Origin of the sequence: Marixanthomonas ophiurae (genome assembly GCF_003413745.1) — a bacterium.
Classification (GTDB): Bacteria; Bacteroidota; Bacteroidia; order Flavobacteriales; family Flavobacteriaceae; genus Marixanthomonas; species Marixanthomonas ophiurae.
Genome location: NZ_QVID01000001.1, coordinates 2,068,766 through 2,091,250, shown reverse-complemented (window position 1 = coordinate 2,091,250; position 22,485 = coordinate 2,068,766). Strand labels below are relative to the sequence as shown.

Genomic DNA, 22,485 nt, shown 5'->3' with positions numbered 1-22,485 from the left:
TACAATTTCGAAATGCTTCGTTTTCGGAATCACTCTGCCACCTTTAATTTTTTCCTGCCTACTTTTTTATTCGGTTCGTAAACTTTTTACCGGGTTGGCAATCGCGGCTTTAATACTTTGGTAGCTTACTGTAATTATAGCAATGGTTGTAACTAAGAGTGCTGAAAGCCCCATTATTCCCCAACCTATCTGTATGCGATATGAAAAATCCTCCAACCAGATATTCATACAATACCAGCCAATCGGCAACGCAATTAAAGTAGAGATGCCTACAAGTTTTAGAAAGTCCGTCGTCAAGCCAATAGTAATCTGGCTCACGCTAGCTCCCAAAACCTTGCGGACTCCTATTTCTTTTGTTCTATTTTGGGCATTAAATGCTGCCAGACCAAATAGTCCTAAGCAGGCGATAAAAATTGATAAGCATGTAAATACAATAAAGATACTGCCCAGACGACGCTCCTCTTTGTAGGAAGCCTCAAATGCATCATCCATAAAGCGGTAATTGAAAGGCTGGCCAGGGGCTCTTTTTATCCAAATACTTTCAATGTTTGCAATGACACTGGCAAAATCATCTGTTTTCAACTTGATGGCCATGGACCCTGTAGTTCTGCTCATAAATAGCCCTAATGCACCTATATTCTCTCGCAAGGATTCATAATGAAAATCTTTAATGACACCTATAACATGATAAAATTCAGGATTTTCAAGTCCAATTTCTTCGGTAATTCTTATTCCAAGAGCTTCCTCTGAACTTATACCTAGCGTTGCTAGTGTGGATTCATTAATAATAACGGCAGTAGAATCTGCGGCAGATTGACTATTGAAATCGCGACCGGCGACCAATTCCAGATTTAACGTATTTAAATAATCGTTATCCACCTCCCAGGTTTGCATTTGAATGGCATATTGCTGATCCATGGCACCTTCCTTAAAAAAAGAACTGTTAGATCGTGATGATGGAGTAGGCATGAAGCTGCTCACTGTAGCGTCTTTGACGGCGCTCAAATTGAGAACATCCTGTTTAAAAGCATTAATATGTTGTCCAGCGGCATACGTGTCATTTATTACTAGAACTTGCTCCTTGTCAAAGCCCAGGTCTTTGTTTTGTATAAACTTCAATTGCTGAAAAACCACCAAGGTTCCAACAATTAAAAAAACAGCGACTCCAAACTGAAATACAACGAGCATGCTTCTAATATTCCACTTGCTACTATTCTTCATTCCGTTTCCCTTGAGTGTATCTACTGGAATAAATCGGGATATAACGAAGGCTGGATAACTACCAGAAAAGAGTCCTAACAATATAGTGATGAGTAAAATGGCAACATAAAACAAAGGCTCTGTAAATGGTATACTAATATCCCTGCCAGCTAAATCATTGAAATACGGCAATGCAATTAAAGCTATTATAATTGCTAGAATCATGGAAGCAAAGACGACAAATCCAGATTCTGTTAGGAATTGCACTATTAATTGAAATCTATTGGATCCCAGTGTCTTACGTATCCCTACTTCCTTGGCTCTTTTTAGGGAATGCGCAGTAGATAGATTCATAAAGTTTACGCACGCTAGAAGAATGAGAAAGAAGCCTATGAATGATAGAATGTAAACGTTTTGAATGGTTCCTTTCTCGCCCATTTCATTTTGATTTTCAGAATACAAATGAATATCGGTCAACGGAATAGTGTGGTATCTTATATAATTTCCAGATGCTGCAAAAGATTCCTTGGTCATACCTGGGAACGTCTTTTTAGCCCAAGGCAGTACATATTTTTCAACCACGCCTTCTAATTGTAACTTAAAATTATCAAGACGGGTTTCTGGTGCTAGTTTGACAAACGTGTAGTAGTTGTTGTTACCCCATATATCTTCTCGAGAGGCAACATTTCCAGCCATTGCCATAAATATGCTGTAATTCTTTAAGAAGGAGTTTTTGGGAAGATCCTCCATTACACCAGTTACTATATATGTGTCTTCATTATTTAATAAAAGGCTCTTTCCTACCACATCGACACTACCAAAATGATTTTCTGCAGCCGTTCTGGTCATAACGAGCGTGTTGGGTTCTTTCAATGCGGATTCTTTGTTACCGTTAATGAGTTCAAGCCCGAACATGTTAAAAAAGGTAGAATCTACATACGTAGTAGAAAGCTCTTTGATATTATCGGTTTTATCACTGCTCCTAAATAGGTTACTGCCTAAAGTTCTAAATCGAACGGTGTTTTCAATCTCCGCAAAATCTTTTTCTAAGGTTGCAGCCATTGGTGGTGCCGTTTCGCCACTTTTAATTTCTGCACCACCAAATTTGATGTCCATATCGATTCGATAGAGACGGTCGGCGTCCACAAACATGTTGTCATAGTTTAACTCCTCATAGATGTAGAGTGCAATCAATAAACTACCAGCCATTCCTATGGCAAGCCCTAGTGTATTGATCAAGGTAAAAAAAGGTTGTTTTTTTAGACTTCTAAATGCTATTTTAAAATAATTCTTGATCATTTTTATTAGGTTAAAGATTATCTGTTTACTGTTTTATTGTGACTGTCTTACTGTGTACTAAAAACTCTCTACTGCATACTAAATACTTAGTACTGAAGTTATACCTTCTTATACGTTATACCTTCTTATACTCCGCCAATATATTCTCCGTTACTTTCTGTCCATCCAACATTCTGATAATTCTGTGACTGTATTTGGCGTCGTGCTCACTGTGTGTTACCATAATTATGGTTGTGCCTGCTTCGTTTAATTCGGTTAAAAGATCCATCACTTCGTTACCGTTGCTGCTGTCCAGATTACCTGTAGGCTCATCAGCCAAAATTAGTTTCGGGTTGTTTACTACGGCACGGGCAACCGCCACACGCTGTTGTTGTCCTCCTGAGAGCTGTTGCGGAAAGTGTTTGCGACGGTGCATGATCTGCATTTTCTCCAACACGGCATCTACCCGTACTTTGCGTTCAGCAGGTTTAACGCCAGTATAGATTAAAGGAAGTTCAACGTTTTCAAAAACCGTCAATTCATCAATGAGGTTAAAGCTTTGAAACACAAAACCGATGTTGTGCTTGCGTAAATTAGCCCGTTTGCGTTCGTTAAAGCCAGCTACTTCAATGCCATTAAATATAAAACTGCCTCCATCGGGATCGTCCAGTAAACCCAAAATATTAAGCAGTGTCGATTTTCCGCAACCCGAAGGTCCCATCACTGCTACAAATTCTCCTTCGTTTACTGTAAAGGATAGTTTATTTAAGGCTATAGTGCGTACCTCCTCGGTAGCGTAGTACTTTTCTAAATCTGTAATTGTTATCATTTGTATCGTTTATTGTTAACTTTATCTATTTATGCTTCCTTCCTTTTAGAGAGGGACAGGATTTGCCCTGGCATATCCGGGGTGGTTTTTTATTCTTTTAAAACCAATTCTTGTACGTCACCATAGTTATCGTAACTACTAGTAATTACTTTGTCTCCAGGTTCTAGACCGTTTAGTACTTCATAATATTCAGTGTTTTGGCTTCCTAAGCTTATATCAGTTTTATAGGCCGTATCGCCGTCTTCACTCACTTTAAATATCCAATTGCCTCCTGTTTGCTGAAAAAAGCCTCCTTTTGGGATTAGTAATGCTTGTTTTTCATCGCTCAAAGCCAGTCGAATTTGTAAGGTCTGTCCACGACGAATTCCTTCTGCTACTTCTTCCCCAAACTCCATATCGACTTGAAAACGACCATTGTTCACTTGTGTATATACCTTTTTGATAGTTAGAGTGTAACTTTTCCCATTAAAACTGAAACTTCCTGTTTGTCCCGTATAAATTCGTGAAATATAATGCTCGTCAATATCAGCACGTACTTTAAAGCCGCTCAATACATCTATTTGCCCTAATCGCTCACCCTTGTTTTTAGACTGACCAATTTCGGCATCCAGCGAAGTAAGCTGCCCATCAACAGGAGCTTTTACAACCAGGTCTGCTACTTTTCTACGCATCAATTCAAGTGCATTCTGGGTTCGAGCATAACTGCTTTGAACTTGGCTTTTTTCTTGTTTTACAGCGATGGAATCTTGCTTTAGAATTTGTTCAGAAAGTTGCATCCGTTCTTTTTGGTAGTCGTATTCGTTTTTTGCTTTGATTAAATCCTGTCTGCCAATGGCATCTTTTTCGTATAGTTTGCTGTTGAGGTCATACACTCTTTTGGCCTCTATTAAGCCACTCTCCACATCGGTATATTGGTTTAGTTTGTTAATGGTATTTTGCCGGGCTGCATTTTGCGAAATCTGCATTTGCGTCAATAGGTTATAAACTTGTGTTTCTTGGTTTACAAGGCTCAGCTCCAAATCGGTATTGGAAAGTCTTAAAATAGGGTCGCCTTTTTTAAGGATGGAACCGTCTTCAACAAATTTTTCTTCTACGCGACCGCCTTCCAATGCGTCTAGATAGATAGTGGTAATGGGGAGTACTATTCCATTTACAGGGATATTTTCTTGAAAAACTCCTTTTTCAACTGTATTTATACTGATGCGCTCTTTTTCGACGTTCAATTTTGAGCCGCCAAACGAAGAAATAATTACAAAAACGATCAAAGCCAACAATAAGACTGTACCTCCTATAAGTAGTAGTTTTTTAGTAGTGAATCGTTTCTTTTCCAATTGGATGTCCATATAATATCTTGTTTTTCAATATTTATATTGTGAATATAATGCCATAAATACAATAGGCTTAAAAACAGGTATTTAAATATCTTTGAAATATTTAAAGTGTTCGGTTTTGATACACTTCCTGTTCGCTACCGGCACACTTTTATCAATTCAGAATTCAGGATTCAGAATTATGAATAATCCCAATGTAATTTATTAATATTGTATCTATGCTTCTTCAAAATGCAAGAATATTGGTTATCGACGACGATGAGGACGTGCTCATTGCGCTTCGGCTTTTACTGAAACCGAAGGTGAAGGAGGTGGTTACTAATAAAAATCCCAATACGATTCAAAGCCTGATGCAAGAATATCAATTTGATGTGGTGATTTTGGATATGAATTTTAATGGCTTGGTAAACACAGGCAACGAAGGGATCTTCTGGCTGAACAAAATTAAAAAGCAAAAGCCGGAAACTGATGTCATTCTTATCACAGCTTACGGCGATATCGATTTGGCCATACGCTCTCTAAAAGAAGGGGCTTCCGATTTTCTTGTTAAGCCCTGGCAGAACGAAAAAATATTGGAAGCGATTCGGGAACGGGTTGAAAAACAGCAAAAAAAGCAATCAAAAAAACTTCAGTTAGATGCTGAAACCAAGATCATAGGCGAAAGTGAACCCATGCAGGATGTGTTCGTAAAACTTAAAAAAGTAGCACCAACCGATGCCAATGTCCTTATTTTGGGCGAAAACGGAACGGGAAAAGACCTTATTGCAAGAGCTATTCACGATAACTCCCTTCGGAAAAATAACCCTTTTGTAAAAGTGGATGTGGGCTCTTTAACCAACACACTTTTTGAAAGTGAACTATTCGGTTACAAAAAAGGCGCTTTTACCGATGCCCGGGAAGACCGCAAAGGCCGTTTTGAAACTGCCCATGGCGGTACCCTTTTTCTAGATGAAATAGGGAACATAACACTTAGACAACAAGCACGTTTATTGACCGTTTTGCAAAACAGGCAGGTAACGCCGTTGGGCGCCAACCAGCCAATCCCTATTGATATTCGGCTAATCTGTGCTACCAATGTGTCGATAAGCGATTTGGCCGATGAAGAACGTTTCAGAAAAGATTTAATTTATCGTATTAATACTGTTGATGTCACGATTCCGCCATTACGGGACCGCGGCACCGATATAACACTGCTTGCGCACTATTTTGTCGATTTTTATGCTGAAAAATATGGTAAGGGGAGTTTTAGTTTGTCTTCGAGCTTTATTCAAAAACTGAAAAAACATCACTTTAGCGGAAACGTACGTGAGTTGCAATATGCCTTGGAACGCGCCATCATTATGGCAGAACAGCATACGCTGGAAGCTGAAGATTTAACCTTTTCGGCCATCGAACAACCGCAAATACAAGTTGCGCAAAACGAAACAAATCTGGATGCCATTGAAAAGAACACCATCCTTACCGTGATTGAAAAAAATAACGGAAACATCTCAAAATCTGCCAAGGAACTAGGGATTACCCGTGCCGCACTCTACCGCAGACTCCATAAATATGACCTATAAAAGCTACGTATTCTCAATTACGCTTCGGGTTGTGGGGTTGCTCATTTCCTTGACTTTGCTAGCCTTTGGGATTGCCTGGCTAAACACGTATGCAATTATAGGAGGTTCCATCCTTTCGCTAATTACAGTATATAACCTCTACCGGTTTGTGATAAAACGGTTCGTTGAAATGGATGATTTTTTTGAATCGGTAAAATACCGCGACTTCTCACGATGGTTTGTCGATACAAAAGGCCCTCAAGATATCCGTGAACTGCACAAAGGCTTTAACCTTGTGAACAAAACCATCAAAGCGATCGATAGTGAACGGCAGGCACAGTTTGTCTATCTTCAAAAAATATTGGAGATGGTAAACATTGGTATCATCGCCTATAATGTAGAAAGTGGCGACGTACTTTGGGTAAACGATTCCTTTTTAAAGACATTGGATTTTCCTTCGTTCAAAAACATAAGCTTTGTTGAAAAAAGGAGGCCAAATATCTATGATGAGCTGTTTGAAACATACCATTCCAATACCGCTTCGGTTACTTTAGAAATGAGACAGGAAACGCTAAAAGTCTTGATTTCAGATACGGTTTTTGAAATGGAAGAACATTCTTTTAAGCTTATTGTGCTTCAGAATATAGAAGAAACCCTTAACCGGAACGAAAGTGAAGCCTGGAAAAAACTCCTAAGCGTAATGACACACGAAATCATGAACAGCATTGCGCCCATCACTTCTTTAGCTGAAACTCTTCAGAAAAGTATTCAAGACTCCATGGAACATCCTGAAACCAGGAAATTGGAGTTGGAAGATGTTAATGCTGGTCTCAACAGCATAAAAAAACGAAGTGAAGGCTTGATGAAGTTTGCCAAAACTTATAGAAGCTTAAATAAAGTTACCCACGTAAACAAGACCAAAATAAAAGCATCCGATTTATTCAGCAATATTAGCGAATTGATGAAACCTTCTTTGGAAGAAAAAGAAGTTGACCTTGGTTTTAAATTGAAAGATCCCAATCTATTATTTGAAATCGACTCCTACCTGATAGAACAAGTACTTATCAACCTTATCTTAAATGCTATCGATGCAACCGAAACGGTTTCCGCGCCACAGATTGTTGTTTCGGCAACTTTAAGTCATAAAGGAACGGCTCAGATAAAGGTTGCCGATAACGGAAGCGGCATTCCATCAGAAATTATGGATAGTATCTTTGTGCCCTTTTTCAGTACCAAAAAAACTGGAAGCGGTATTGGTCTGAGTCTTTGTAAACAGATTATGCTATTACACGGGGGTAAAATACAACTGCGTAGTTCTGAAAAAGAGGGGACAGAAGTGAGTTTGGTTTTTTAAAATTTATCAGTTTTAAAAAGAACTTACTGGTGTAGCTTTCTAAATCATTTTCGAGATGTCTTACAGCTTCATGTAAACCGCCTAGTGATGACCACGGCAGTGTAGGGTTTTGATCGTAAAAAGAGCCATCGGGATCGGTCTTAAAACGAAGTGCTCTCATACGACTCTCATCATAAACACCTAATAGAAAATCTATTTCATACAAAATTTTAGCTTTTCGTTCTACTCTCTCTCGTTTTGAGCTTCTCGACGTTTCATTAGCGTTTTACCCCAAGTATCAGGTATGCTGTCAAGAAATATCCCGAAATTTTCTTTATCGGTGGGATATTGCGGCCCTGAATAAAAGCCAATATCTGGATCGATTAATTGATACAAACCACTTTCTAGCCATTCTCTAGTATGACGGCCGGCGGTTTGAATTAAGCGTCCACCGCAAAATCCGCCTAAATTGTATTTTTCCTCCAGAACCATCTAGGTTCATTCCAGCACACAGTATTAATAACACCTTTTAAAACTGGATTTGCGTTTGCAATCTCATTTACAACTCTATTAAGTTTGTTATTTTTCTTATCTAATGGTGCATTTCTCACGTCGCTCCAAAAGTGGCCTTCAGGAATAATAAAATCGTGGGCTTTATCTAATATTTTTTGAATCTACTTAGCGTTGAGCGTTCCGTATTGTTCTTCAGCTTCTGCTACTTTATTTATTCGACTCCCACTTATAGTCGTCTGATAATCGTTTAAAAAAGGATAGCGTAAGTAAATACGCTTTGTAATCTTCTACTTTTCCCCTTAGAATATCTACCATTCCAACAAGTGTATTTCCTAATGCTTGTTTTGTAATCAATTTATGTAGGTAACTTGATTGTTAATTATATTTTTCATCTAAGCTTCTCAATCACTTCATTTCTTAACCATTGAAAAGCTGCTTCTTGGTCATATTTAATTTCCGGTCGTAATAAGGCTTCCATATCTCCCGTGAAATTTGGGTCATGTTCTTTTATTTCAATATTCATTAGAAACTCTTTTTGACTAGGCGGTCTATTTCCTGTTGAAAATGTCGTGTATTCTTTAAAGCATTTAACTATCTGGTCTATATCCAATTCCATATTTAATCTAGAGTAATCTAAGTCGAATAAATCTCGTCCTTTACTTCTTTGGTATAAGGCTCTTAATTTTGTACCCAATAGTTCATTGATATTATAGGTTCGGATATTGGCCTTCCCTTCAAACCAGTTGTTTTTAACTTCAAAAGGAAATTCAATCCAAGGCAACACCTTAAAATGTTCTTTACAGTTAATTTCCAATTTTAAGCGTAGTCGAATATTCTCATATTCCGAGTTAAACCTATACATCGCTTTTGCTCCGTGGCCCCCAATTTTAGTACTTCTCTTTTCTTCAAAAAAAGTAACGACTTCACCTATCCGTTGCATTATCGGTTTAATAGGGCCTGGTTTAACTTGAACCAAATCTATATCTTCCGAATAACGAGGTGCAGGATTTAAATACAGTTTATGAAGTGCTGTACCACCTCTAAATGCCAGATTTTCATTTAAAAAATCATCTGAAAATATGTCTATAAGGGTACGACTGATTACAAGGTCTTGTTCTATCTGTGAAAATTCCTTCCAAGGTGCGTGCATTTGCCATTTAGCTATATCAGGTCTCGGTATCATAAATCACTTTCCATTTTTATATTCACAGCTACTTTCCATCTATTCTCAACCGCACCTGCCTTTTCACTTGATCTCGGACTCAATAAAACGGGATAGAATTTTTTAGTTTTTAAATGTTCATATATAAGATTAGCTATGTCGGATTCGGGATTGATTTCGTTTAATAAAAATCCTAAACGTTGTAACACACTTTTATGAGGGTACCAAGACAGTAAATCTTTTGCATCTTCCCATCTCATTTCTTCTGTTAGCTCTTCCAAAACAGAAAGCATTCTATTTAATCCGCCTACCTTAGTTTGATGATAAATTAAATCAACGGCGGTTAAGCAAGGACTGGATATGTTGAACATTCCAGCATCCCCTTTTCTTGACGCCACATTTTTTTGTGGCCAATTAGAAACTGTAATAAAATCAATATGGATAGTACTTTTAGTGATGGATAGTAAAGGTGCTTTATTGTGTAAAACATACTCCTTTTGAATTTGCTGATGTCCAGCACCATAAAACTTTGCTGCGGAATATAGACCCACGTAATATTTACGATCTAAATATTCAAATAAACCATTCACGTAAAGCTCGATGGGCAACTTTCCGAATCTTGAATATCGTGGTGGGATAATTAAATAAAAGTGATGCCTTAAAGGAATGATATCTCCTTTTTGGGTGGCATATTTTAAATCACTTTGTACCGACGTTTCAGACTTATCCGCATATGCTTGAACAATTTGGGCATATGTAAATGCATAATTTTCAAAGGATAACTGGTTGGTGATGAAGTCTGACAGGTTCAATCGTAGTAAATTTTCGAGAAAAGTAGTAAAAATCAATCTATTTCTCGAAACTTTACTAAAATATTTTATATTTAAATCGTATTTTATACTTTTAAAAATTCATTATGAATATCTCCTCATCTGCTCAGCAAATAAGCAACGCTCGAAAACGGCTGAAGACTATTTTGCCGAAAAGCATCCTGAATAAACTTTAAAAGTGCAGGCACTAATGTCAAAATTTGTAGAAAAGAAGGAACGACTGAGCTAACTGAAGATTTATTAGAATGGGCAGACAAGGTCTATGTTATGGAAAAGAAACATTTAGACCAAATTAAAAAGCATACAGGCTCTAAGTATTACTCAAAAATCAACGTGTTGGACATCCCTGATATCTACAAATACTATGATGCTGATTTGATCACGATTTTAGAAGAGAAGGTATCTTTCTAAAATTACCGTTATAGAGGTAAAACGCCCTAAAAAACATCAAATCTACCATTATGATGGTCTTTTACTTCCTCTCGATTTGAAATAGTTGAATGGCTCAACTTTAGTAAAATTTTATTTGAACTCATTTATATGAATTTGACACTCAGTTCACATAAACATTCCAAAACTCCCAAACTTTTGTTAAAAAGGGGCTAATTCGGTGTCAGTAAAATTAGAGACCGTTTTTAAGCCTTGAAAATGCTCAAAAAATGAGAATTTGGATAGTTCCTCTTTCTCCGCAAAAAGCTCCGTTATCGTAATGATGACGGGGCTTTACTTTTTGGTAGTGTTTAAAGATTTTTAGCAAGACAGAAACTATATTATATAATAACTCTATGTAGTTTATCTTCTTATTAGACCTATTATATTATAAAAAATTGCAACCTGATTTAAATCATATTCTTACCCAACTGTATATCGTAATTTTGAATCGAAATTAAAACATACAGTTATGACTCTATACGCAAAATTAAATCAGGACTTTTCAAAAAATTATATGGCAAACTCCGTACTAGGGATTATTCTTTCCACTTGTATTGGTTCAATTGCCGTGATGACTTCCTTAATGCACGGAAATGGAATTTTTCAAATGTTTCTTGTACTTTTAAGTGTAAGTATTTGTAGTATTCATAATGCTTCAATACTCACATTGCAAAAGGCAGAATTGGTTTTCAAATTATTGATGATAAGTGTCATCATCAATACGCTGATAATTCTGGGCAACGGGTTATTTTAAATACTATCAATTAAAATGACCTCCTTAGTTTCAAAATACAACGTTGCTGGTCCACGATACACAAGCTATCCTACCGTTCCCTACTGGAAAGGTGAGTCGTTTTACCTTGAAGAATGGAAAAGGACTTTGCAAAAAAGCTTTGCAGAAAGTAATACTATCGAAGGGATAAGCCTTTACATTCATCTTCCCTTTTGTGAAAGTCTATGTACCTTTTGTGGCTGCAACAAACGTATTACAAAAAATCACGGTGTTGAAGTCCCTTATTTACAATCGGTATTGAAAGAATGGCAATTATATATTAAACTTTTTGATGAAAAACCTATTATAAAAGAATTGCATTTAGGAGGCGGTACACCTACTTTTTTTTCTGCTGAAAATTTAAAGACGTTACTAGATGGAATTTTTGAACATTCTATAAAAGCTGAAAAGGCTGAACTAAGTTTTGAAGGACACCCAAATAACACAACCGAAACGCATTTACATATGCTCGCCTCATTGGGTTTTAACCGAGTAAGTTTTGGTGTTCAGGATTATAATGAAACAGTGCAAAAAGCCATTCACCGTATCCAGCCCTTCGAGAACGTGAAAAAAGTGACAGAAAATTCAAGAAAAGCTGGATACACTTCTGTGGGGCACGATATTATTTTTGGACTTCCATTTCAGAAAAAAGAACACATTATACACACCGTTGAACGTACAAAAGAACTTATGCCAGATCGCATTGCCTTTTACAGCTATGCACATGTACCATGGATAAAAGGTAACGGACAACGTGGCTTTAAGGACGAAGACCTTCCTTCTGCTTCAGAGAAAAGAGAGCAATACGAAATTGGCAAAAAAATGTTGCTTGAAGCTGGTTATGTTGAAATAGGAATGGATCATTTCGCTTTAAAAACTGATAGTCTTTATAAGGCTATTGAAACCAAAACCATACACCGTAATTTTATGGGCTATACATCATCAAAAACAAAGGCTATGATTGGTCTGGGCGTTTCATCCATTAGTGATAGTTGGTATAGTTTTGCTCAAAATGTAAAAACCGTAGAAGAATACCAACAAATTGTAGATGAAGGAAAAATACCTGTGTATCGTGGTCATATTCTTACTGAAGAAGATTTAACCATAAGAAAGCATATTCTAAACCTAATGTGCAAATTAAAAACCTCTTGGAACACTACAGAGGGTTGGTTTACAGATCTTCCGGATATTTTAATAAACCTAAAAGAAATGGAAACGGATGGCCTAATTAAAATTGAAAGCAATGCGCTTTATATTACAGAAAAAGGACGACCGTTTGTTCGAAATGTATGTATGGCTTTCGATCTATTATTACAACGAATACAACCTGAAACACAATTATTTTCAATGACTGTATAACATTAAAAACTAATAATTATGAGTATAACCGAAGAAAAAACAATAGCCGATATTGTTGCCGAAAACATTAAAACCTCTCACATATTCAAAAAATACGGAATCGATTTTTGCTGTGGTGGTGGGATAACGGTTCAAAAAGCTTGTGAAAAAAAAGGCTTAGACTATACTAGTATAGCTGAAGAACTTCGCCATTTTGATATGGAAGTTGAGGATAATTATGATTATATCAATTGGCCGCTGGATGTATTGATAGACCATATTGTTTCCGTACATCATTTGTATGTTGAAGAAAACATCCCTCTGTTACTTCAGTACGCTGAAAAAGTGGCAAAAGTACACGGTCACCACTATTCAGAATTGATACAAGTTCGTGACCTTTTCTTGGAGTTATCCAAAGAACTTTCTGCACATATGAAAAAGGAAGAATTGATTCTTTTCCCGTTCATTAAAAAGATGACACTTGCCGAAAAAGAAGGATTCACATTGGATGTCCCTCATTTTAGAACTGTAGAAAACCCTATTGCCATGATGGAAGACGAGCACGAAAGTGCAGGCGATATTTGTAAGGAAATTGCCCGACTAACTAATAATTATACGCCGCCAGAAAGTGCTTGTAATACATTTAGGGCCTTATATGATAAGTTGAAAGAGTTTGAACAAGACCTACATACGCATATTCATTTGGAGAATAACATTTTGCACCCTAAAGCATTAAAGTTAGAAAAAGAATTAAGGAATTAAGTAGAAGCCTGACTAGCTTACACTTAAAGTTTGGTTTAGTAGAAAAGGGAAGTTGAAAATTAATTCGACTTCCCTTTTTAATTTAGATAGTTAGTAGAATAATGACTGTCGATTATTTTTTCTTTTTTCCGCTGTTTACCATATTGAAAACAAGTAGAACAAGAACTATACAGACGACTGCAAAAACCCCTATGATTATGGTTCCCATCCCCCAGTCCACTAATGGTATGATTGTATTAAACATAATTGATCTATTTTATTGATTAGTAATTAACTCAGTATTCATGTTTTCTGAAACAGCATGACAATTATAATTGGCGTTTATCATTTCTACAGTGGGTTTGGGTGAAACATATGGGATTCCTAGCCCCATTCCCCGTACAATAAACAAACAGCCAATAAGCACCACAAAAACAGGAATAGCCTTCCGAATGCGCTGTCTAACTTGTACATTCAAGAAATTACCTAAATAGATTGCTGTGGTCATCAACGGCATGGTTCCTATTCCAAACAAAACCATATACAAACTGCCTTGTAAGGCATTCCCAGAAGCAATGGCTCCAAAAACAGCCATATATACCAGCCCACAGGGTAAAAAGCCATTCAAGAACCCGATGGTTAAAAACGTATCAGGTGATTTCCTTTTCAACGCAACCCCTAATTCACTTTTTACTTTTGAAATAATCTTAAACAACGGTTTTGAAAAGTTATATTTCTGAAACGTTTTATATGGAAGCAAAACCACAATGATCATCAATACTCCAATCGCAATGCTTAATTGCTGTTGCATCCCGAACAGGTAAAAGCTTTTTCCTAACAAACCAAACAAAAGTCCAATTATTGAATAGGTAAAAATTCTTCCGAAGTGATATAAAAATATCTGCCCTACTTTTTTTACTGGTTTTTTGTGATCCACCGGTAGTAAAAATGCTATAGGACCGCACATACCTACACAGTGGAAGCTTCCTAATAAACCGAATATAAGAGCTGATAGTAGCATTTTTATTTGATTAACCTCTCTACTTCCATAGCAATGGAAAAACAAAGAGTGATTTAATGCAATATTTCCTTTTTAAATAAATACTTTTTTCCTTCGTAGTCCCAAGTGATGTTTATGTTCCAACGACCGTCCACCAATCGCTTGTTAGGTATGAGCAAATTTGAACCGGAAAATTTCAATGGAAATTGAAAATCCAGTTGCTTGTTGGACGGTCTGTATAGGAACACTGTACCCGAAACTTTATCAAGGTTTATTTCTTTTGGAAAGGAAAACAACCAACCTTCGTTTGTTCTTTCCTCTTTTATTTTTTCGGTTAACAATTTTAAGTTTTCCTCGGCATCGATTTCTTGCTGAAATGCGAGTTCCTTTTTGTAATACTCTTCTACTACCAAATCGTAGCTGTATTTATCGTTGGTACTCATTTTTATCACAAAAAACATGATAAAGCAAATAAAAGCTGCAATGCCAATTACAATCCCTGTTCCCCAATTTATTTTCATAACATTTGTTTCTTAAAGTGAGTTTTCAATCTCTATTTATAACTTCTCGGCCCCAAAAAGGTAGCTGTGGTTGTTTCTATCAATTTATCTCCACTATAAACCCCAATTTTAACCTTGTCTTTATCACCGGTTAAAGCACTACCATTGATTTCAATAAACAATGTACCCTCTGCCAAACCTTGTTTGGGTACTTGGAAATCGTCGTGTGTAACCAACTTAATAGTTCCTTTATGGGAAAGTAGTTTAAAATGGACACTGTCAACATCTTCAGTTGTTTTATTAATTAATTTAAAAGTGAAGACATTACTGATCATATTGTTGTCTTTATGTTCATATAATTGCCCAGGAAGTCTTAATACACGCGCTTCTACATCATTCCGAAGAAAAAGCATACCAGCCAATATCCCAATTAAAATGAATAATACGGCCGTGTACCCTTTTAATCTAGGCGTGAACTTAAATTTTGTTTTCTTTTCAATATTTTCTTCACTAGCATACCGAATCAATCCTTGTGGTAAATTCACAGCTTCCATAATGCTATCGCAGGCATCGATACAGGCAGTACAGTTTACACATTCCAGTTGCGTCCCGTTACGAATATCGATACCCGTTGGACAAACATGTACACATTGAAAACAGTCAATACAATCTCCTTTTCCTGAAGCCTCTCGGTCTTCATTTTTTTTGAATTTCGCTCTTCCTTCTTCTTTTTCACCCCGTTTATGATCATACGCCACAACGATGCTCTTGTTATCCAAAAGCACACCTTGTAACCTTCCGTAGGGACACGCTATAATGCACACTTGTTCTCTAAACCAAGCAAATACAAAATAGAATACTCCGGTAAAAATAGTTAAGGATATAAGGGTGTTCCAGTTTTCAGTAGGGCCTTCCAAAATATATTCCAGTAATTTATCACTTCCTATAATGTAGGCTAGAAAAATGTTCGCAATTAAAAATGAAATAATGAAAAAGATAAACCACTTTAATCCTTTCTTTCTAATCTTTTCGGCATTCCAGACTTGTTTGTCCAACCTAATTTGTTTTCCTCTGTCACCTTCAATGGCATACTCAATCCTTCTGAAAACCATTTCCAAAAAAATAGTTTGAGGGCAAATCCATCCACAGAAAATTCTTCCGAAAGCCACGGTAAAAAGAATAATGAAAACCACCCCAATAAGCATAGAAATAACAAACAGGTGGAAGTCCTGTGGCCAAAACGGAAACCCGAAAATATTGAATCTTCGTTCAAGAAAATTAAACAAGAGGAATTGATTGCCATTAATTTTTATAAAGGGAGCGGCAAACAAAAAGGCCAGTAAAAAATAACTCACATATTTGCGGTATTCATAAAACTTTCCCGAAGGTTTCTTGGGATACACCCAAGAACGCTTCCCTTCTTCATCGATGGTACCGATACTATCCCTAAATGATTCGTTTTTTGGAGCTTCCACAATTAATTACTTTACCTTGATTATAAAACTTTTATAGCCTATTATTTCTCTACTACATCCTCCGTTACAGGCTGGTCTTCCATCTTTATTTGTATTTTTGAAGAGTCAATTTGCTTTACCTCAACTTCTTCTACAGGAGCATTGGGGTCTATCCAAAGGTCGCCTTCAGGTTCTTTAGGATCTGCAGGTGTAATACCGTGTAAACTCAACACGTAACTTGAAACCTGTGCCATTTCACTGGGTTTTAAGTCGGTTTTCCAGGCAACCATTCCTTTTCCGTCACGTCCCCCTTCTGAAACCGTGTTAAACACATTCTTAATGCCACCACCCAATATCCAATAGTCATCGGTTAAGTTAGGTCCAATTCCACCTCCGCCATCAACTTTATGGCAGGCAATACAATTTGCTTCAAAAATGGTTTTTCCGGCAGCAACATCTTCTTTACCTGTCAATATTTCAACAGTATTTACATCAATTAAATCCTTGGCTGTTTTTTTGTATTCTTCTATCTGTATTTGGGCTTCTGCCACGGCAATTTCATATTCTTCTTCTTGGTCAATGCCGTCAAAAACATGATAGCGCACCATATATACTACGGCAAAAACGATAGATGCATAAAACATATAAATCCACCAAGGTGGCAATACGTTATCCAACTCACGAATACCGTCATAATTATGATCTAGTACAATCTCACTTTCTTTTTCAATAGGTTTTTTGGCCAATAGTTTTTTGTAAGTCTTTTTAAACCAATTATTTTCTTTTCGAAGTGCTTCGGAAGCAATAAACCTTTCTTGTGCCTCTTCATTCAACCCTCTAAATAATATACTTTGTAAAGTTTCTGAAATAACTTCAACGGCAATTGAAAACAAAAAAATCAATCCTAAAACCGCCCATATTACTGGGTATTTTACTATAGCCCATGTTTCACCAGGTTCTGTAATAAATTCCATAAGAAAAAACGCAAGGACCGTCAAGACTATAACTCGTATGTAAGATGCTGTTGTTTTCATAATGGTAAATCGTTTTTATCGTTAATTTCCTTGTCTGGAATTAATTCTAAAGGAATGTTACTGACTTCTTTTATATGTTCCTTTTTTGCTGTGAATACCCACCAAAACAGGACTGTAAAAAAGATGAAAAAAATAAGCAGCGATATGATGGGATATATTGCTACCCCATCGATACTTTCCAAGTTTCCTTTAATAAATTTTAGCATGATTAGTCGTTTTGAGCTGAAGCTTCTTCAGCGGTTTTTACTTTAATATCTGTCCCTAAACGTTGTAAGTAAGCGATCAATGCTACAATTTCCCTATCGCGCATTTCAACAAAATCTTCTCCGTTTTCCTCAGCGTATTTTTTATCGGCTTCGTACGTTTTTGCAAAATCGGGATCGCTGTAGAGGTTTTCTTCAATTTTGGTTCCTTGTTCCAACATGGATTGTTGGGCATTGGTAATTTCTTCTTCAGAATACGGTACACCCAATGTTACCATCGTTTCCATTTTTGTTTCGGTAAGGCTTTTATCCAATTCAGCATTTATCAACCATTTATACGACGGCATAATGGAACCGGAAGAAGTACTCTGCGGATCGTACATATGGTTTAAATGCCAGTTGTCACTATACTTGCCTCCTATCCGAAGTAAATCAGGCCCAGTACGTTTACTTCCCCATAGGAACGGGTGATCGTAAATGTATTCACCACTTTTAGAATATTCCCCATAGCGTTCTACCTCACTACGGAAGGGACGCACCATTTGGGAATGACAAGAAACACAGCCCTCTCGAATGTAGATATCGCGACCCTCCAACTCCAAAGGAGAATATGGTTTCACACTTGAAATTACGGGTACATAATCGTCCACCAATAGCGATGGAATAATCTGTACCGCACCACCAATTAAAATGGCTATGGTAGCAAAAATGGTTAATTTTACCGGACGTCTTTCCAACCAGGTATGATAGCCCTCTTTTGCAGTTCGTTGCTTGGTTACTTTTACCAATGGAGCAGCTTCGGCCAATTCATCGGTTACTTTGCTTCCTTTACGAGCTGTCATTATAATATTGTACAGCGCTATGAAAGCACCTAGGATAAATAGACTTCCTCCAATGGCACGCATCCAATACATCGGTATGATTTCGGCTACGGTCTCTAAGAAGTTTCCGTAGGTAAGCGTTCCATCTGGGTTAAATTGTTTCCACATAGAGGCTTGAACAAATCCGGCAACATACATAGGTAAAGCGTACATGATAATACCTAATGTTCCTACCCAAAAGTGGGTGTTGGCCAACTTAATAGAATATAATTTTGTCTTAAACAGTTTTGGCACTAACCAATACACCATCCCAAAAGTTAAAAAACCGTTCCAAGCTAATGCCCCTACGTGCACGTGAGCAATAATCCAATCACTAAAGTGTGCAATGGCGTTTACGTTTTTAAGAGATAGCATCGGCCCTTCAAAAGTTGCCATTCCATACCCTGTGATGGCTACTACCATAAACTTTAAAACTGGGTCGGTACGTACTTTGTCCCAAGCTCCTCTTAAGGTTAATAGTCCATTAATCATTCCACCCCACGATGGAGCCAATAACATAATTGAAAATGCCACCCCTAAGTTTTGTGCCCAAGCAGGTAAGGAAGAGTATAGCAAATGGTGTGGTCCTGCCCAGATATAAATAAATATCAAAGACCAAAAGTGGATAATAGACAGTTTATAAGAGTATACCGGACGGTTCGCCGCTTTGGGTACAAAGTAATACATCAATCCCAAAAAGGGTGTGGTTAAGAAAAATGCAACAGCATTGTGGCCATACCACCATTGAACAAGTGCATCTTGTACTCCAGCGTAAAAAGAATAACTTTTTAATGCACTAACAGGCAACTCAATACTGTTCACAATATGTAAAACAGCTACCGTAACAAAAGTTGCTAGGTAAAACCAAATGGCAACGTAGAGATGCCGTTGTCTTCGTTTTAAAATAGTACCGATCAAATTGGCTCCAAACGCAACCCAAATAACTGCAATAGCAATATCAAAAGGCCATTCTAGTTCGGCGTATTCTTTTGAGGTAGTATAACCTAGTGGTAGTGTAATTGCAGCCCCAACAATAATAGCCTGCCAACCCCAAAAATTAAGGTTACTCAACCAATCTTTCCACATTCTGGCTTTTAACAATCGTTGAGAAGAATAATACACGCCAGCAAAAATGGCATTCCCTACAAAAGCAAAAATCACCGCATTGGTGTGCAATGGTCGCAATCGACCAAAACTCAACCACGAAATACCGTCCGTGATGTTAGGAAATAAAAACATAAAGGCCAGTAAGAGTCCAATACTCATACCAATAATACCCCAAAACATAGTGGCATTGACAAACTTTTTTACGATTTTGTTATCGTAATAAAACTGCTCTGTTTGCATAATAGTTAGTGTTTCTTCCCGCATTGGTGCAGGGTTTTTTAATTATTTGAATTGATTTTATTTTCTTTTTCCTCCAATTGGGAAGCTTCTTCTTTTACAAGCTCATCCTCAAATAACATGCGAACCGAAGGGGTATACGTATCGTCATACTGTCCTCTTTTCACCGAAATTATAAAAGCGATAAAAAAGATAATAGCCACTAAAACGCTAATGCTTAATAACACGTAAATAATACTCATACCTATTCTTGATTATGGTGTAAAACTACTTTTGGGACGACAAAAAAAATATGACATCCGTCAGCTTTGCTTATTTATATCCATTCTTAGTTTTCTACTAATATATTGAGTGGCAAGTGTTGTAAACACAACAATACTTATACTGCTCAAAGGCATTAAAATAGCTGCAATAACGGGTTTTAAATGACCTGTTACCGCAAATGAAAGTCCTACCAAATTGTATAGTAATGAAAGCAGAAAAGCCCATTTAATAACTTTAATCCCTTTATGGGAAAGATCAATATACCGTACCAGGTTTTTAAAAACCGTAGCATCTAAAATACCATCACAGGCAGGCGAAAAAACATTGATGTTTTCTGAAATAACAATCCCAACATCACTCTGTTTCAAGGCCCCAGCATCGTTAAGGCCATCCCCTATCATCATAACAGTTTTACCAGATTGTTGCTGATTTTTTATAAATTCGAGCTTATCGTCTGGCTTTTGACCGAAAATAAGTTGTGTACCATCAGGCAGTAAGCCTTCTAACCGTTCCTGCTCTCCGTCGTTATCACCGGAAAGGACAATAACTTCTTTATTCTGCCCCAATGCTTCAAATATTTCTGAAACTCCATTTCTGTATTCATTTTCAAAAACATAGCAGCCTTTATATTGTTTGTTGCTACTAATATGAACTGTTGTTTTCTTTTGTTTTTCTGAAGTGTCTTTTATCTGCATCTTTTCAGATGTATTCTCAACAAAAGCATAGGAACCCACTTTTATAGTTGCATTCTTTGCTGAAGCTGAAATCCCCTTCCCTACTTCTTCTTTAAATTCGTCAAGGGTTTGAATATTGTTTTTATCTAAGATTGCGTATAAAGAACGGCTCAAGGGATGATTCGATGCCCGAAGGGTACTGGTCAAAAGTTCTCTTTCAATTTGAGTAAGCTCGATACCTTCATAGGTTATTGTATTTTTTCGATTCGTTGTGAGTGTTCCAGTTTTATCAAAAATGACTGTATCTACTTTCGCCATTTGTTCAATTATGGAAGCTTCTTTCAAGTAGAATTTATTGCCTCCGAAAATGCGCAACATATTACCCAATGTAAAGGGTGCTGCAAGCGCAATAGCACAAGGACAAGCCACAATCAATACTGCGGTAAATACATTAAATGCTTTTGAAGGATCTACCACCATCCAAAAAAAAGTAGAAAGAAAGGCGATACTCAATACCGCCACCGTAAAGCGTTTGCTAATACTATCGGTCAACGATTGAAAAATACCCGTTTTATCTTTGCTAAACACTTCATTGCTCCAAAGCTGGGTTAAATAGCTTTGCTCTACGGGTTTCAACACTTCTACTTCCAGCACCCCGTTTTGTTGCTTTCCACCGGCATATAGTTTATCTCCACTTTGTTTGGAAACGGGCTCAGCTTCGCCCGTTACAAAACTATAATCAATAAGCGCGTTCCCTTTTATTAAAATAGCATCTACTGGCAAAAGCTCGTTGTTACGGATAAGCAATCGATCGCCTTTTTGAATTTTATATACCTCAGCCTGTTCTTCTCTAACACCACTTTTTTTATTTCGCAATAAGCGTGTTACAGCAATGGGAAAATACGATTTGTAATCTCGTTCAAAAGACAAGTATGAATACGTTTTCTGCTGAAAAAATTTCCCGAGCAATAAAAAGAAAATAAGACCGGTAAGGCTGTCAAAAAATCCAGTACCCCAATCCATGATAATTTCCATGGTACTTCTAATAAAGAGTACGGCAATACCAATAGCAATAGGCACATCAATGTTCAAAATACCAGAACGCAGCCCTTTATAAGCCGAAGTAAAATAACCTCTACCAGAATAGAATACGACTGGAACGGAAAAAGCAAACATCAGCCACCGAAACATGTTTTTAAATTGATCCAACCAAAATTCTTCTACTTCAAAATACTCTGGAAAGGAAAGGAACATGACATTGCCAAAAGCAAAGCCAGCAATGCCAAGCTTATAAATTAGGCTGTGATCAATATGTTTTTCTTTCTTTTCTGAATTTTCAAGTGATATATAGGGTTCGTAGCCAATACGGCTGAGCAACAGAACCAATTCTTTTAGGGTAGTATTTTCAGAAGAAAAAGTAACCCGTACCGTTTTTTCGGGAAAATTGACTTGTGATGTTTTTACTGCTTTGTTCAGCTTGTTCAAGTTTTCTAATACCCAAATACAACTGCTACAATGGATTGACGGAATTAAAAAAGAAACAAGTTGCGTGGTACTATTGTCAAACTCCAATAGCTTTTCTACAATGGTAGGATTATCTAGAAAATCAAATTTTCCTTCAATTTCTTGTGGGGAAATACCTGGATTGATATCTAGATCGTAATAGTAACCAAGGTCGCTGTCTTGCAGGATATCAAAAACCGTTTTGCAGCCGTGGCAACAAAACGCTTTCTCTTTATGTTCGATAACTGTGTCTAAACACGGATCCCCACAATGGAAACAGTTTGTCATTCAATTAAAATTTGCTCATTATACCTATTGCAAAGGTGCTACTGAACACTATTTTAAAAAA

At 37.0% G+C, this 22,485-nt stretch carries 20 protein-coding genes; 5 read left to right on the top strand and 15 right to left on the bottom strand.

The window, feature by feature from the left end; translation table 11 throughout:
- Window positions 1-66: 66 nt before the first annotated feature.
- The 3 genes from DZ858_RS09660 to DZ858_RS09650 form a co-directional block, all read right to left on the bottom strand.
- Window positions 67-2,499: an ABC transporter permease gene (locus DZ858_RS09660; protein ID WP_117159342.1), complete on the bottom strand. Its 2,433-nt coding sequence runs from the start codon at window positions 2,497-2,499 to the stop codon at window positions 67-69.
- A 115-nt stretch (window positions 2,500-2,614) separates the two neighbouring features.
- On the bottom strand, window positions 2,615-3,307 hold the full coding sequence (locus DZ858_RS09655) for an ABC transporter ATP-binding protein (protein WP_117159341.1): 693 nt from the start codon (window positions 3,305-3,307) through the stop codon (window positions 2,615-2,617).
- 89 nt (window positions 3,308-3,396) lie between these two features.
- Window positions 3,397-4,650 (bottom strand): efflux RND transporter periplasmic adaptor subunit, encoded by a 1,254-nt coding sequence (locus DZ858_RS09650; protein WP_117159340.1) that lies wholly within the window; start codon window positions 4,648-4,650, stop codon window positions 3,397-3,399.
- 206 nt (window positions 4,651-4,856) lie between these two features.
- Here DZ858_RS09650 and DZ858_RS09645 point away from each other — a divergent pair, with 206 nt between their 5' ends.
- Both DZ858_RS09645 and DZ858_RS09640 read left to right on the top strand, forming a co-directional pair.
- Complete coding sequence (locus tag DZ858_RS09645; protein WP_117159339.1) at window positions 4,857-6,200, top strand: sigma-54-dependent transcriptional regulator; 1,344 nt, start codon at window positions 4,857-4,859, stop codon at window positions 6,198-6,200.
- A complete protein-coding gene (locus tag DZ858_RS09640) occupies window positions 6,190-7,533 on the top strand; it encodes a sensor histidine kinase (RefSeq protein ID WP_117159338.1) in 1,344 nt (447 codons plus the stop codon). The genes DZ858_RS09645 and DZ858_RS09640 overlap by 11 nt, the downstream gene beginning before the upstream one ends.
- A gap of 222 nt (window positions 7,534-7,755) precedes the next feature.
- Here the strand turns inward: DZ858_RS09640 and DZ858_RS15180 are convergent, their stop codons facing one another.
- The 4 genes from DZ858_RS15180 to DZ858_RS09625 form a co-directional block, all read right to left on the bottom strand.
- Window positions 7,756-8,004: a hypothetical protein gene (locus DZ858_RS15180; protein ID WP_158548364.1), complete on the bottom strand. Its 249-nt coding sequence runs from the start codon at window positions 8,002-8,004 to the stop codon at window positions 7,756-7,758.
- Window positions 8,005-8,232: 228 nt separating this feature from the next.
- The gene (locus DZ858_RS15175) at window positions 8,233-8,379 is read right to left on the bottom strand and encodes a type I restriction-modification system subunit M N-terminal domain-containing protein (RefSeq protein ID WP_158548363.1); all 147 of its coding nucleotides are present in this window, start codon (window positions 8,377-8,379) and stop codon (window positions 8,233-8,235) included.
- 34 nt (window positions 8,380-8,413) lie between these two features.
- Window positions 8,414-9,208: a nucleotidyl transferase AbiEii/AbiGii toxin family protein gene (locus tag DZ858_RS09630; RefSeq protein ID WP_117159337.1), complete on the bottom strand. Its 795-nt coding sequence runs from the start codon at window positions 9,206-9,208 to the stop codon at window positions 8,414-8,416.
- Window positions 9,205-9,999, bottom strand: a complete 795-nt coding sequence (locus DZ858_RS09625; RefSeq protein WP_117159336.1) for a type IV toxin-antitoxin system AbiEi family antitoxin — start codon at window positions 9,997-9,999, stop codon at window positions 9,205-9,207. The genes DZ858_RS09630 and DZ858_RS09625 overlap by 4 nt, the downstream gene beginning before the upstream one ends.
- A 919-nt stretch (window positions 10,000-10,918) precedes the next feature.
- Between DZ858_RS09625 and DZ858_RS09615 the strand changes: the two genes are divergently transcribed.
- From DZ858_RS09615 to ric, 3 genes are read left to right on the top strand one after another with little or no spacing between them, the layout of a single operon-like run.
- Window positions 10,919-11,203, top strand: a complete 285-nt coding sequence (locus DZ858_RS09615; RefSeq protein ID WP_117159335.1) for a hypothetical protein — start codon at window positions 10,919-10,921, stop codon at window positions 11,201-11,203.
- A gap of 15 nt (window positions 11,204-11,218) precedes the next feature.
- Window positions 11,219-12,580, top strand: coding sequence for an oxygen-independent coproporphyrinogen III oxidase (gene hemN / locus DZ858_RS09610; protein ID WP_117159334.1), 1,362 nt, complete (start codon window positions 11,219-11,221; stop codon window positions 12,578-12,580).
- An 18-nt stretch (window positions 12,581-12,598) separates the two neighbouring features.
- Window positions 12,599-13,321 carry an iron-sulfur cluster repair di-iron protein gene (ric, locus tag DZ858_RS09605; RefSeq protein ID WP_117159333.1) on the top strand — a complete coding sequence of 241 codons (723 nt, stop codon included), beginning with the start codon at window positions 12,599-12,601 and terminating at the stop codon, window positions 13,319-13,321.
- 256 nt (window positions 13,322-13,577) lie between these two features.
- Here ric and DZ858_RS09600 read toward each other — a convergent pair whose 3' ends face one another.
- From DZ858_RS09600 to DZ858_RS09565, 8 genes are read right to left on the bottom strand one after another with little or no spacing between them, the layout of a single operon-like run.
- A complete protein-coding gene (locus DZ858_RS09600) occupies window positions 13,578-14,321 on the bottom strand; it encodes a sulfite exporter TauE/SafE family protein (RefSeq protein ID WP_117159332.1) in 744 nt (247 codons plus the stop codon).
- 53 nt (window positions 14,322-14,374) lie between these two features.
- Complete coding sequence (locus DZ858_RS09595; RefSeq protein ID WP_117159331.1) at window positions 14,375-14,821, bottom strand: FixH family protein; 447 nt, start codon at window positions 14,819-14,821, stop codon at window positions 14,375-14,377.
- A 32-nt stretch (window positions 14,822-14,853) separates the two neighbouring features.
- On the bottom strand, window positions 14,854-16,275 hold the full coding sequence (ccoG, locus tag DZ858_RS09590) for a cytochrome c oxidase accessory protein CcoG (protein ID WP_117159330.1): 1,422 nt from the start codon (window positions 16,273-16,275) through the stop codon (window positions 14,854-14,856).
- A gap of 41 nt (window positions 16,276-16,316) precedes the next feature.
- The gene (locus DZ858_RS09585) at window positions 16,317-17,288 is read right to left on the bottom strand and encodes a cbb3-type cytochrome c oxidase N-terminal domain-containing protein (RefSeq protein WP_117159329.1); all 972 of its coding nucleotides are present in this window, start codon (window positions 17,286-17,288) and stop codon (window positions 16,317-16,319) included.
- The gene (locus DZ858_RS09580; protein WP_117159328.1) at window positions 17,285-17,494 is read right to left on the bottom strand and encodes a CcoQ/FixQ family Cbb3-type cytochrome c oxidase assembly chaperone; all 210 of its coding nucleotides are present in this window, start codon (window positions 17,492-17,494) and stop codon (window positions 17,285-17,287) included. The genes DZ858_RS09585 and DZ858_RS09580 overlap by 4 nt, the downstream gene beginning before the upstream one ends.
- Before the next feature lie 2 nt (window positions 17,495-17,496).
- A complete protein-coding gene (ccoN, locus tag DZ858_RS09575; protein WP_117159580.1) occupies window positions 17,497-19,698 on the bottom strand; it encodes a cytochrome-c oxidase, cbb3-type subunit I in 2,202 nt (733 codons plus the stop codon).
- 38 nt (window positions 19,699-19,736) lie between these two features.
- Entirely contained in the window at window positions 19,737-19,937 is a 201-nt protein-coding gene (ccoS, locus tag DZ858_RS09570; protein ID WP_117159327.1) for a cbb3-type cytochrome oxidase assembly protein CcoS, read from the bottom strand.
- A 60-nt stretch (window positions 19,938-19,997) separates the two neighbouring features.
- On the bottom strand, window positions 19,998-22,424 hold the full coding sequence (locus tag DZ858_RS09565) for a heavy metal translocating P-type ATPase (RefSeq protein ID WP_117159326.1): 2,427 nt from the start codon (window positions 22,422-22,424) through the stop codon (window positions 19,998-20,000).
- Between the last annotated feature and the right edge of the window lie 61 nt (window positions 22,425-22,485).

Excerpts from the sequence above, each read along its gene's own strand:
- DZ858_RS09660 (WP_117159342.1), bottom strand. The coding sequence starts at position 2,499 with ATGATCAAGAATTATTTTAAAATAGCATTTAGAAGTCTAAAAAAACAA.
- DZ858_RS09655 (WP_117159341.1), bottom strand. The coding sequence starts at position 3,307 with ATGATAACAATTACAGATTTAGAAAAGTACTACGCTACCGAGGAGGTA.
- DZ858_RS09650 (WP_117159340.1), bottom strand. The coding sequence starts at position 4,650 with ATGGACATCCAATTGGAAAAGAAACGATTCACTACTAAAAAACTACTA.
- DZ858_RS09645 (WP_117159339.1), top strand. The coding sequence starts at position 4,857 with ATGCTTCTTCAAAATGCAAGAATATTGGTTATCGACGACGATGAGGAC.
- DZ858_RS09640 (WP_117159338.1), top strand. The coding sequence starts at position 6,190 with ATGACCTATAAAAGCTACGTATTCTCAATTACGCTTCGGGTTGTGGGG.
- DZ858_RS15180 (WP_158548364.1), bottom strand. The coding sequence starts at position 8,004 with ATGGTTCTGGAGGAAAAATACAATTTAGGCGGATTTTGCGGTGGACGC.
- DZ858_RS09630 (WP_117159337.1), bottom strand. The coding sequence starts at position 9,208 with ATGATACCGAGACCTGATATAGCTAAATGGCAAATGCACGCACCTTGG.
- DZ858_RS09615 (WP_117159335.1), top strand. The coding sequence starts at position 10,919 with ATGACTCTATACGCAAAATTAAATCAGGACTTTTCAAAAAATTATATG.
- hemN (WP_117159334.1), top strand. The coding sequence starts at position 11,219 with ATGACCTCCTTAGTTTCAAAATACAACGTTGCTGGTCCACGATACACA.
- ric (WP_117159333.1), top strand. The coding sequence starts at position 12,599 with ATGAGTATAACCGAAGAAAAAACAATAGCCGATATTGTTGCCGAAAAC.
- DZ858_RS09600 (WP_117159332.1), bottom strand. The coding sequence starts at position 14,321 with ATGCTACTATCAGCTCTTATATTCGGTTTATTAGGAAGCTTCCACTGT.
- DZ858_RS09595 (WP_117159331.1), bottom strand. The coding sequence starts at position 14,821 with ATGAAAATAAATTGGGGAACAGGGATTGTAATTGGCATTGCAGCTTTT.
- DZ858_RS09585 (WP_117159329.1), bottom strand. The coding sequence starts at position 17,288 with ATGAAAACAACAGCATCTTACATACGAGTTATAGTCTTGACGGTCCTT.
- DZ858_RS09580 (WP_117159328.1), bottom strand. The coding sequence starts at position 17,494 with ATGCTAAAATTTATTAAAGGAAACTTGGAAAGTATCGATGGGGTAGCA.
- ccoN (WP_117159580.1), bottom strand. The coding sequence starts at position 19,698 with ATGCAAACAGAGCAGTTTTATTACGATAACAAAATCGTAAAAAAGTTT.
- ccoS (WP_117159327.1), bottom strand. The coding sequence starts at position 19,937 with ATGAGTATTATTTACGTGTTATTAAGCATTAGCGTTTTAGTGGCTATT.
- DZ858_RS09565 (WP_117159326.1), bottom strand. The coding sequence starts at position 22,424 with ATGACAAACTGTTTCCATTGTGGGGATCCGTGTTTAGACACAGTTATC.